8 protein-coding genes and 1 pseudogene are annotated in these 11,113 nt (G+C 58.2%); 6 read left to right on the top strand and 3 right to left on the bottom strand.

Annotated elements, in window-relative coordinates; all coding sequences use genetic code 11:
- Positions 1 to 96: 96 nt before the first annotated feature.
- Complete coding sequence (locus KYK33_RS12690) at positions 97 to 1,947, bottom strand: DUF3413 domain-containing protein (RefSeq protein ID WP_224430750.1); 1,851 nt, start codon at positions 1,945 to 1,947, stop codon at positions 97 to 99.
- Positions 1,948 to 1,990: 43 nt separating this feature from the next.
- Positions 1,991 to 2,218, bottom strand: coding sequence for a YejL family protein (locus tag KYK33_RS12685; RefSeq protein ID WP_005901622.1), 228 nt, complete (start codon positions 2,216 to 2,218; stop codon positions 1,991 to 1,993).
- A gap of 73 nt (positions 2,219 to 2,291) precedes the next feature.
- Between KYK33_RS12685 and yejK the strand changes: the two genes are divergently transcribed.
- From yejK to KYK33_RS12660, 5 genes are all read left to right on the top strand, one after another.
- Positions 2,292 to 3,338, top strand: a complete 1,047-nt coding sequence (gene yejK, locus KYK33_RS12680) for a nucleoid-associated protein YejK (protein WP_224430749.1) — start codon at positions 2,292 to 2,294, stop codon at positions 3,336 to 3,338.
- 396 nt (positions 3,339 to 3,734) lie between these two features.
- On the top strand, positions 3,735 to 4,916 hold the full coding sequence (gene malE, locus KYK33_RS12675; RefSeq protein ID WP_224430748.1) for a maltose/maltodextrin ABC transporter substrate-binding protein MalE: 1,182 nt from the start codon (positions 3,735 to 3,737) through the stop codon (positions 4,914 to 4,916).
- Positions 4,917 to 4,982: 66 nt separating this feature from the next.
- On the top strand, positions 4,983 to 6,632 hold the full coding sequence (gene malF / locus KYK33_RS12670) for a maltose ABC transporter permease MalF (RefSeq protein ID WP_224430747.1): 1,650 nt from the start codon (positions 4,983 to 4,985) through the stop codon (positions 6,630 to 6,632).
- 10 nt (positions 6,633 to 6,642) lie between these two features.
- A complete protein-coding gene (malG, locus tag KYK33_RS12665) occupies positions 6,643 to 7,533 on the top strand; it encodes a maltose ABC transporter permease MalG (protein ID WP_042043465.1) in 891 nt (296 codons plus the stop codon).
- A gap of 68 nt (positions 7,534 to 7,601) precedes the next feature.
- On the top strand, positions 7,602 to 8,738 hold the full coding sequence (locus tag KYK33_RS12660) for an ABC transporter ATP-binding protein (protein ID WP_042043466.1): 1,137 nt from the start codon (positions 7,602 to 7,604) through the stop codon (positions 8,736 to 8,738).
- 599 nt (positions 8,739 to 9,337) lie between these two features.
- Here KYK33_RS12660 and ppk2 read toward each other — a convergent pair.
- Positions 9,338 to 10,135: pseudogene (gene ppk2 / locus KYK33_RS12655) on the bottom strand (polyphosphate kinase 2); the annotation flags it as partial.
- Positions 10,136 to 10,283: 148 nt separating this feature from the next.
- On the opposite strand from ppk2, the gene KYK33_RS12650 reads away from it, so the two are divergent.
- Entirely contained in the window at positions 10,284 to 11,084 is an 801-nt protein-coding gene (locus tag KYK33_RS12650) for an alpha/beta fold hydrolase (protein ID WP_224430746.1), read from the top strand.
- Positions 11,085 to 11,113 lie beyond the last annotated feature (29 nt).

Raw genomic sequence — 11,113 nt, 5'->3', positions numbered from 1 at the left:
GAGGTGAGAGACGAGACTGGTGGGAGGGGAGTTGGATTCCGTGCACATACGACAGAGCCCGCCATGAGGCGGGCTCTGTCGAGGGGGCAGGCTCAATCAGGGGGCGCGGTAGAAGCGGTTCAGCTCGTTCATTACCTGGATCATGGCGCCCATGTCCGGAGTGCCGTGCTTGATCTGGCGATAACTGCCCCAGTCACGCAACTCGAAGTCACCCTGCTTGTTGAACTCAGTGATGGTCTTGTCCTGATAGATGGCAAAGTTCTGCTGATCGCCAGCCAGCAGCCAGTTGCGCTGGCCCGGATCGAACAGATTTCGGCCACTGCTGTAGTCGCGCTCAGGGTTGCGCACCCCCAGCATATTGGGCATCAGGGTGGGCACCAAATCCATATGGCTGGTACCCGTATCAATGTCTGCCGCGGCCTTGCCCGGCCAGGCCAGCACCAGAGGGACCTGCACCTGGTAACGGGAATAATTGGTTCCCGATCCCCAGCTGTTGCGATCCGTGTCGTTGAACTCCTGACCATGGTCGGAGGTGATCACCACTATGGTGTCATCGCTGAGCCCTTTTTGCTGCAACTCGGCCAGCATCTGCTCGAGCAGCTGATCGGCGTAGAAGACAGCGTTCTTGTAACGGTTCTCCAGCTTCTGGCGATTCTCGGCGCGATAGGCGGTGGCCGGATTGAACTTGGTCAGTTCGGGCTGGAAGGGGCCCTTGATCTCGGCGGGTAGCTGATAGGCACCCGGGCTGGATAGATAGACAAACGAGAACCATGGTCTGTCGTTCGGGCGCTCACCCAGCCACTGTTGCCAGTCTGCAACCAGCTTGCCATCATCCTGCTGGCGGGAGACAAACACCTGCTTGCGCAGGCCGGCGAGTATGCTCCGGCGATACTTATCGGCATCATCAAGGGAGCCAAACAGACCGAATTCGTAATCCTGGCGCAGCATCTCATCCAGCAGCACTGGCGGGGTCTTGTCGAGGCGGATGTCGTTGTAGTAGTGACCGGGCAGACCATAAAACAGGCTGAACATGCCCATCACATCGTCGTTGCCGCCGCTCAGGTGCTGACGGAAGTTGAGGTGCTGGTCTGCATAGCGTTGCAGATTGGGCATATTGATGCTGTTGAGCATGTCATAGCGCAGCGAGTCCACCACCACGATCAGCAGATTTTGATGATTGCTGGGCGCATTGACGCTGAGCGGGCGCAGCGGATAGCGCAGCCGGCTCTCGCCATCCCCATCCTGGGACTGGGCCTCTTTCTCGTACTGATCCAGGTCCAGCCAGCCATGCTTGGCCAGGAAGCTCTTGGCGGTCATGGGGTAGGAGAGCGGGAAGTTTGCCTTCTGCATGGTGATGGGCTGATACAGGGTCGCATCTGCCCAGCTGTTGACCACGTGGGTCAGGATAAAGCAGCCGAGCAGGGCCAGGCCCACATGGCTGCCATACTGACGGCGCTTGCGCTTGTTGATCTTGCGCCACACATAGGCCGACAGCAGCAGTTGCAGCAGGAAGATGGTCGGCACCGCCACGAAGATGATGCTCCAGATAGAGCCTTGCTCCGTCTGGGCTTGCTCCAATAGCAGCTGCCATACCTGCCCATTGAGGTGGAACTTGAACAGCCGGAACACCTGGGTGTCGATGAGCAAGAGCACCAGTGCCAGGGTCGCCACTATGGCCGAGACGAACCTCAGTGCCTTCTCTTTGGGAAGCACGAAACTCAGGGGGAATATGGTCAGCAGATAGGTGACGAAACTCAGGAAGGAGAAGTGGCCTATCCAGCTGATGATGAGATAGACGATCCCGAGGGTCGTCGATGGCCAGCTGATGGCACCCAGATAGCGGGTGGCGATCAGCATGGCCAGGATGATGTTGAAGAAGGAGAACCAATGCCCCCAGGTGATCAGGCGGGAAACGTTATCACGATAGGGGTTGCCGGTTTCGACCATAGTGATCCATCTACTTGAAAAACATCAAAGAATGCGGAGAAACTCAGTGAGCATCGCGACGGTGATCCACCGAGGCAGTGAGCGCCTGGATGTATTTTTCGGTGATCGCCTGACGCTGGGCCGGGGCCATACCATTGATGATATTGGTGGTCAGGTTGCCAAGCACCATCAGACTGAGATCCACCGGCGCCTTGTGTTTTTCCAGGGCGGTGATCAGGTCGTTCATCAGGGCGTCAAACTGCTCGTTATTGTACTTTGATACGATGGGCATAATCTTCAGTTCATCTCAGTTCAAAGCGACTTATAATACTCCACCCTTTCGGCTAACACTATGGCTTTGTGACATGAGTCTCGATATCGACAAGATCATTCTTCACTCCCTGCGCAGTGGCAGCGGCGGTCAGCCCCAGGCCGATACCCGCAGCCAGACCCTGACCCCCGACGAGGCCGTTCAGGGGTTGATGGCGGAGCTGCATCGCATCTATAACGGCAAAGGCGGCAAAGGATTTGGTTACTTTGCCGAGGGCGAGGAGGGGGCAGAGGCGGCCGAGGGGGATGATGCCCCCAAACCGGCCTCTCCGCTGTTTCGCATCGCCCTCGAACAGCTGCTCGCCGGACAGAGCGACTTCGTCCCCTTCTCGGTCTCCATGACCCAGCACCTGGTCAAGACCCTGGTCGACCATGCTCTGGATGAACAAGGGGTGCTGCTGTTTGCCAAATACAACTATGTGGGGGTCGACTATCTGCTGGTCGCCCTGCTGGAGGGCAAGGAGAGCGTGACGGTGAGTGAAGCCCTCGAGCTCAGCCATATCCAGTATCTGGATATCGGCAAACTCAATCTGGTGGCGCGTATCGATCTCACCGAATGGAAGACTCAGCCCGAGTCGCGTCGTTATATCACCTTCAGCAAGGGGCGGGTTGGCCGCAAGTTGGGGGATTTCTTCCTCGACTTATTAGGTGCCCGTGAAGGCATGGATGCCAAGCTGCAAAATAAAGGGTTATTGCAGGCGGTAGAGGATTATTGCGCCACTCAGCAGCTTGAGCCGCAAGAGCGCAACGATTACAAGAAGCAGGTCTTCAAATATTGCACCGAACAGGCCAGTGCCGGTGAAGAGATCGAGATCCGTGAACTCTCGGCGGAATTACCCGGCGATAACGACCTCGATTTCTATAGCTTTATTGGCAAGGAATATGAGTTGGAGGATCGCTTCCCGCCAGACAGATCCACCCTGCGGGGGCTGACCAAGTTCGTCGGCTCCGGTGGCGGTCTGACCCTGAGTTTTGAACAGAAGCTGCTGGGCAGCCGGGTCTTCTATGATCCCCAAACCGACACCCTGACTATCCGCGGCGTGCCGCCCAATTTGAAGGATCAGCTGACCCGATCGTCATAATGTGATCCAGCCCGGGTTTCTGGTAAAAAGGCACCGCAGTTCGCTGCGGTGCCTTTTTATTTGGTGGGCGGAGGAGGCAAGAAACTGACCAAGTGCTTTAGTTAGCAAATTAAACAATGAATCAACGATGAAAGGGTTTTCATGAGAGTGAAAACCCTTTCATTTATGTAATTATGTTTCAGTAAGGTAACTTAATTTCTCCAATGGTCAGAAATAATGGCCATAAAATGCGATAACCCCCTGAAACAAGAAAATGTTTTCAGAACTTTCCGGAAGGAAATACGTAATTGCATTTCAAAAATGCGAGTTGCGTCATGTGAGGCATCTGAGGCTTGGGATAATATTCATCCCGCACACAATGCTCTTGCAGCGCGGAACAACAACAAGGAAAGGCTCATGAAAAAGACATTACTCTCCTCTCTGATTGGTTTGGCTACCCTGGGTGTGGCTTGCACTGCCACCGCCGCCATTGATGAGGGTCAGCTGACGATCTGGATCAACGGTGACAAGGGATATAACGGTCTGGCCGAAGTGGGTAAGAAATTTGAAGCCGAAACCGGCATCAAGGTGACAGTGGCTCACCCGGATCAGGTTGAGGTGAAATTCCAGCAAGCGGCCGCGACCGGCAACGGTCCGGACATCTTCCTGTGGGCCCATGACCGCTACGGCGAATGGGTCAAGTCAGGTCTGCTGGTGCCCGTGACCCCGAATGCCGACGAGAAAGCCAAGTTCGAACAGTTTGCCTGGGATGCCATGTCTGTGGATGGCAAGACCTACGGTTATCCGGTCGCTGTCGAAGCCGTGAGCCTGATCTATAACAAAGACCTGCTGCCAGAGCCGCCCAAGACCTTCGAAGAGATCGCCAAGATCGACGAGACCCTCAAGAAGGATGACAAGCGCGCCATCATGTGGGCCTACGACACTCCTTACTTCAGCTACCCGCTGGTGGCTGCCAATGGGGGTTATGCCTTCAAGAAGACCGCGACCGGTTATGACGTCAAGGATACCGGCGTGAACAACGCGGGTGCCAAGGCGGGGGTGGGCTACATCGCCGACATGATCAAGTCCGGTCACCTGGAGAAGGGCATCGACTACGGCGTCATGGATGCAAAATTCAACAAGGGTGAAGTGGCCATGATGATCAATGGTCCCTGGGCCTGGAGCAACCTGGACAAGAGCGGCATCAAGTATGGCGTTGCGCCGCTGCCCACCCTGAACGGCAAACCGGCCAAGGCCTTCGTTGGCGTACTGGGGGCCACCATCAACGCCGCCAGCCCGAACAAGGATCTGGCCGTCGAGTTCCTGGAGAACTACCTGCTGACCGACAAGGGTCTGGCCGCAGTGAATGCTGACAAGCCCCTCGGCGCCGTGGCACTCAAGTCTTTCCAGAAGACCCTGGAGTCTGATGCCAACATCAAAGCCACCATGATGAACGCCCAGAATGGTGAGCCGATGCCGTCCGTGCCCGAGATGAGCCGTTTCTGGTCTTCCTTTGAAACTGCCCTCAAGAACGTGACGTCCGGTCGTCAAGGCGTTGACGAAGCCCTGGATACCGCTGCCAAGCGTATCGTTCAGTAAGTATCTACCAGGGAGGCCCGCGGGCCTCCCACCTCTTCTTTCCTTGGCGTAATAAGGTTAATTGGCATGGAAGTAGTACCTTCTCTCGAATCCTATGCCGGTCCCAATGACAAGCACACCTGGCTTAAGTGGACCATGGCGGCGCTGATTGCCGTGCTCAACGGCTATGCGGCCGTGATGATGTATGCCAGTGGCGAGTGGGTGTTTGCCTTGCTCGATCTGCTGGTGGTCTCCGTTGGCCTCTATGTCTTCATGAACAAGAAGACCTATGCACACCGTTATATCTTCCCGGGTGTGGCAGGTATGGTGGTCTTCATCATATTCCCGTTGGCTTACACCATAGGGATAGCGTTTACCAACTATTCAGGCGCGAACTTGCTCTCGGTCGAGCAGGCGCGCAATTACCATCTCAAGAAGAGCTACAAGGTCGCCGGTGGCGAGTTTGATTTCACGCTGCTCAAGGGTGAGAACAACCAGTATCAGCTGCTGCTCACCCAGGATGGTCGCCATTTTGTCAGCCCGCAGATGACGCTGATGGACAACAAGGCGCGTAGCCTGGCCGCGGGGCAAGGCCCGGTGAACGGTGCCGAGCAACAGGTCACACTGACCCCCCTCGAAGGGGAGCCTGGCCTGCCGGCAGCGCCGATCCGCGAGATCATCGCCCACAAGACCCATCTCTCCGAGCTGGATCTGCTGCTGCCCGAAGGCGGCATACAGCTCACCATGAGCAGCCTGCGCAAGTTTGCCGCGCAAAAGCCGCTCTATACCCAGCTGGTTGATGGCGCCGTGCTGAAATCCGGGGTGATGCTCAAGGAGAGCAATCTGCTGCGTGATAACCAGAGTGGCGAGCTGATGATGCCCAATACAGAGACGGGTTTTTATCAGTACATCGACGAGCAGGGCCACTTTGTCGGCAAGAGCGTGGCGCCAGGCTTCGTGGTCGCAGTGGGCTGGAAGAACTTCACCCGCATCCTCACCGATCCGGGTATCCAGGGACCCTTCTTCCAGATCTTCATCTGGACCGTCATCTTCTCCACCTGCTCTGTGGTGCTGACCCTGGCCATCGGCATGGTCGTCGCCTGCCTGGTACAGTGGGAGCAGCTCAAAGGACGGGGATTTTATCGGGTCATGCTGATCCTGCCCTACGCCATCCCGGCGTTCATCTCCATCCTGGTGTTCAAGGGCTTGTTCAACCAGAACTTCGGTGAGATCAACCTCTTCCTGGAAGCGGCATTCGGCATCAAACCGGACTGGTACACCAGCCCCTTCCTGGCCAAGACGATGATCCTCATCGTCAATACCTGGCTCGGCTACCCCTACATGATGATCCTCTGCATGGGGCTGCTCAAAGCCATCCCGGAAGATCTCTATGAGGCGTCCGCCATGGACGGCGCCGGCCCGGTGCAGAACTTCTTCAAGATCACGGTACCGCTGTTGATGAAGCCGCTCACCCCGCTGCTGATTGCCTCCTTTGCCTTCAACTTCAATAACTTCGTGTTAATCCAGTTGTTGACCAATGGTGCGCCGGACATCATAGGCGCCAGTACCCCGGCCGGCACCACGGACTTGCTGGTGAGCTACACCTACCGGATCGCGTTCCAGGGCTCGGGTGGCCAGGACTACGGTCTGGCCAGCGCCATCGCCACCGCCATCTTCCTGATTGTCGGGGCATTGGCACTGCTCAACCTCAAGCTTTCCAAAGCTGATCAACTGTAAGGGGAGCTATATGGCTATCGTACAACCTAAATCTGTCAAGTACCGGGTGTGGGCCACTCACCTGGTGATGTGGGGCTTCCTGGCAGTGATCATCTTCCCGCTGATCATGGTCATCGCCATCTCGTTTCGAAACGGCAACTTCTCGGTGGGGGAGATCATCCCCTCCAACCCCACGCTTGATCACTGGAAGCTGGCGCTGGGCATGACCATCACCAACGCCGATGGCAGTGTGACACCGCCTCCCTTCCCGGTACTGACCTGGCTGTGGAACTCCATCAAGGTGGCCGGCATCACGGCGCTGATGATAGTGGTGCTCTCCACCACCTGCGCCTATGCCTTTGCCCGCCTGCGTTTTCGCGGCAAGCAGACCATCTTGAAGGGGATGCTGATCTTCCAGATGTTCCCGGCCGTGCTGGCGCTGGTCGCCATCTATGCGCTGTTCAACAAGATAGGGGAGTACATTCCCTGGCTGGGCCTCAACACCCACGGTGGCCTGATCCTGGCCTACATGGGGGGCATAGCGCTGCACGTGTGGACCATCAAGGGTTACTTCGAGACCATCGACTCCTCCCTGGAGGAGGCGGCGGCCATCGACGGCGCCACTCCCTGGCAGGCGTTCAGGTTGATCCTGCTGCCCCTGTCGGTACCCATATTGGCGGTGGTGTTCATCCTCTCCTTCATCGGTGCCATTACCGAGGTGCCCATGGCCTCCATCCTGCTGCAGGATGTGAACAACCTGACCCTGGCGGTCGGTGCCCAGCAGTACCTCTATCCACAGAACTACCTGTGGGGTGACTTCGCCGCAGCTGCCGTGCTATCCGGCCTGCCCATCACCCTGGTGTTCTTGCTGGCCCAGCGTTGGCTGGTCGGTGGCCTGACAGCCGGTGGCGTCAAGGGCTGATGTTTTATGGCAGGGAGAGACATCTCCCCGCTATCACGATTTGCACAGATTCAAGAGCGGAGCTCGTCATGGCTGAAGTAGTACTCAACAACGTTCGCAAGAATTACGACCCGGCTGTCCACAAGGACACGCTGCGCAATATCAATCTCTCCATCAAGGAGGGAGAGTTCATCGTCTTCGTCGGCCCGTCAGGCTGCGGCAAATCGACCCTGCTGCGGATGATAGCGGGCCTTGAGGACATCACCAGTGGCGAGCTGACCATAGGGGGTCGTTACATGAACGACGTGCCGCCGGTGGAGCGCAACGTCGGCATGGTGTTCCAGTCCTATGCCCTCTACCCGCACATGAACATCTACGAGAACATGGCCTTTGGCCTCAAGATCAAGAAGATGGGCAAGGACGATATTCACAAGCGGGTGATGCGTGCCGCCGAGATCCTCGGCCTGGAGCCTCTGCTTGAGCGCAAACCCAAGGCGCTCTCCGGCGGTCAGCGCCAGCGGGTCGCCATCGGTCGCTCCATCGTCCAGCAGCCGCAGGTATTCCTGTTCGATGAGCCGCTCTCCAACCTGGATGCCGCCCTGCGGGTCAAGATGCGCATCGAGATAGCCAAGCTGCACAAGGAGCTCAACTCCACCATCATCTATGTGACCCACGATCAGATTGAGGCCATGACCCTCGCCAATCGCATCGTGGTGTTGAGCCCGCTCAAGGGGGAGGCAACCAGCAATCTGGAGCAGTTCGGTACGCCGCTGGATCTCTACCACAACCCGGACAACAAGTTCGTGGCAGGCTTCATCGGCTCACCCAAGATGAACTTCCTCAGCGGCGAGCTGGCCGAGATCGGCGAGCAGGAGTGTCTGATCAAGCTGGTGTCGGGGGATAGGGTGCGTGCTCGCGTCGATGCCCGTCGCGCCGCGGTCGGTGACAAGGTGGAACTGGGGGTGCGTCCCGAGCACCTGGTGACCCTGGATCACCCCCATGCACACAGCAAGGTCACCGGGCAGGTGCAGGTCGCTGAACACCTGGGCGCCGAGTCCTTCATCTACATGGACGTGGAAGGCCATGATTTTACCGTCAAGGCCAATGCGGACATCGAGGTGAGCAGCGGTCAATCCTACAGCGTCGGCATCCCGGCCGAGGCCTGCTACCTGTTCGATAGCAAGGAGCAGGCTTTCCCCCGTACAGCCAAATACATTCGTGGTTGACCATCAGCCCGGAGGGGCCAGGGGCTTCCTGGCCTGACTTTTCATGCAATGCCTTTTGCCGGTCGTGAGACCGGCTTTTTATTGGCACAGGGATTCAGGGGGGATCACTGCTTAGGGTCGGCGGCTTTGCCTCTGCCTTGGGGCGGCTCTGCTGCGGTTGCCTGGGCTGCTTTAGCGGCAGGTGTTACCGCTGCCGTTTTCTTTGCCTGGGCTGCTTTAGCGGCAGGTGTTACCGCTGTTGTTTTCTTTGCCGGGGCTGCGTTGGCGGCAGGTTTTGCCGATGTTGTTTTCTTTGCCTGGGTTGCGTTGGCGGCAGGTTTTGCCGATGCTGTTTTCTTTGCCGGGGCTGCGTTGGCGGCAGGTTTTGCCGATGTTGTTTTCTTTGCCGGGGCTGCGTTGGCGGCAGGTGTCACCGCTGCCGTTTTCTTTGCCGGGGTTGTGCTGGCCGTAGGTGTTACCGATGTTGTTTGCTTTGCCGGGGTTGCGTTGGTCGGGGCGGCGGTAATCGATGGCACTGTCGCCGCCGATCTGGCTTCCAACGGGGCCGTGTTCTTGGCTGGCTTGACTGCTTTGTGCTCCTTGAGCGCCTTGCCCTTGCGCAGTCGATGGGCCACATCGGGTACAAAGCTCTGCTTGGCGAGGGCGGGGCGCTCGTAGCCTTGGGTCTCTATGGGAGGCAAGGTTATCTTGTCGTATTTGATGGCTTTGTAGGGGATCCGGCTGAGCAGGTGGGAGATGCAATTGATGCGGGCGCTGCGCTTGTCATCCGCCTCGACCACGAACCAGGGGCAATCCTCGGTGTCCGTATAGACGAACATGTCATCCTTGGCGCGGGAATACTCGACCCAGCGCGAGCGGGCATGGAGATCCATGGGGCTGAATTTCCAGCGTTTGATGGGGGTATGGATGCGGTCGAGGAAGCGCTTCTCCTGCTCTTCGTCCGATACCGAGAACCAGTATTTGATGACAATGATGCCCGCGCGGGTCAGCATGCGCTCGAATTCGGGGCAGGCGCGCAGAAACTCGCGGTATTCGTCGTCCTCGCAAAAGCCCATCACTCGCTCGACGCCAGCCCTGTTGTACCAGGAGCGATCGAACAGTACCATCTCACCGGCGGCGGGCAGGTGGGAGGCGTAACGCTGGAAGTACCACTGGGTGCGTTCACGGTCGGAGGGGGCGGGCAGGGCCGCGACCTTGACCACCCGTGGGTTGAGCTGGGCGGTGATGGCCTTGATGACCCCGCCTTTGCCCGCGGCATCGCGCCCTTCGAACAGGACCACGACCTTGAGCCCCTCCTGTTTGACCCACTCCTGCAGCTTGACCAGCTCGGCCTGCAGATTGACCAATGCCTTCTCATACTCTTTCTTGCCCAGCTTGGTAGCCTTGCTCATGATCATCTCCCTCTTTGAGTCTTCCCAGCTTGCACCAGTCGCACGCCCCGTGCCAGGGGTCATATGGTAAACTTCCGTTCATAGCACCCTGTGCCAGAACATCCTGGGTGTCGCCTGAGGTTCTGGTTCCCAGGCCAACTTGTTCGAGGAACTCATGAGACAGTTTGTGGAAATTGATGCCAGCCCGCTCGCCTACCTGGACGAGGGGCAGGGACCGGCCATTCTGTTTGGCCATGCCTACCTGATGGATGCCGATGCGTGGCGTCCGCAATTAGAGGCGCTCAAGGGGCGCTACCGCTGCATCGTTCCCGAGTTGTGGGGCCATGGTCAGTCGGGGGGCTTGCCTGCAACCAACGGCAATCTGACCGACGTGGCCAGCCAGATGCTGCAGTTGATGGATAGCCTGGGCATAGCGGAATTCGTACTGGTCGGTCAGGGGCTGGGGGGGATCTGGGGCATAGAGTTGGCCAAGTTGGTGCCCACTCGGGTGCGCGCCCTGGTGCTGCAAGGCTGCTTTGCTGGCTGGGAGCCCCAGATCAGTCGGGCGCGCTACCAGGGCTGGCTGGATGAGATAGCCGCCAAGGGGGCCGTGCCCAGTGCCATCGCCGCCGGTTTTACCGAACGTTACCTGGCAAATCACCCCCATCCGCTGTTGCAGCAGGCCATGATGGCCCGGCTTGCCCAGTGGCCCGCAGACAAGATCGACGCCCTGGTTCGGCTCGGTCAGCATTGGATCGGGCGAGAGGATCGCATCGACTGGCTGCAATACTTCAGCCAGCCGAGTCTGGTCATCATGGGCTGCGAGGAGAAGATACATCCTGTGCTGGAGGGGTATCTGATGGCCGAGGAGCTGGGGTGTCCGCTCAAAGAGATCCCGGGGGCCGGTCATCTGGCCAGTCTGGAGGCGTCAGCGGCAGTCACCGGGGCGCTGGAGGCGTTCCTCGCAACCCTGTGACCTGGCCGCTCATCGATTCAGAAAGAGGC

Origin of the sequence: Aeromonas rivuli (genome assembly GCF_020149575.1) — a bacterium.
GTDB classification, from domain to species: Bacteria; Pseudomonadota; Gammaproteobacteria; order Enterobacterales; family Aeromonadaceae; genus Aeromonas; species Aeromonas rivuli.
The sequence above is the reverse complement of the archived record's forward strand: the minus strand, read 5'-3'. Positions and strand labels throughout refer to the sequence as shown.

What these genes read in the sequence shown, in the direction of transcription:
- KYK33_RS12690 (WP_224430750.1), bottom strand. Translation starts at nt 1,947, where the DNA reads ATGGTCGAAACCGGCAACCCCTATCGTGATAACGTTTCCCGCCTGATC.
- malG (WP_042043465.1), top strand. Translation starts at nt 6,643, where the DNA reads ATGGCTATCGTACAACCTAAATCTGTCAAGTACCGGGTGTGGGCCACT.
- malE (WP_224430748.1), top strand. Translation starts at nt 3,735, where the DNA reads ATGAAAAAGACATTACTCTCCTCTCTGATTGGTTTGGCTACCCTGGGT.
- malF (WP_224430747.1), top strand. Translation starts at nt 4,983, where the DNA reads ATGGAAGTAGTACCTTCTCTCGAATCCTATGCCGGTCCCAATGACAAG.
- KYK33_RS12685 (WP_005901622.1), bottom strand. Translation starts at nt 2,218, where the DNA reads ATGCCCATCGTATCAAAGTACAATAACGAGCAGTTTGACGCCCTGATG.
- yejK (WP_224430749.1), top strand. Translation starts at nt 2,292, where the DNA reads ATGAGTCTCGATATCGACAAGATCATTCTTCACTCCCTGCGCAGTGGC.
- KYK33_RS12650 (WP_224430746.1), top strand. Translation starts at nt 10,284, where the DNA reads ATGAGACAGTTTGTGGAAATTGATGCCAGCCCGCTCGCCTACCTGGAC.
- KYK33_RS12660 (WP_042043466.1), top strand. Translation starts at nt 7,602, where the DNA reads ATGGCTGAAGTAGTACTCAACAACGTTCGCAAGAATTACGACCCGGCT.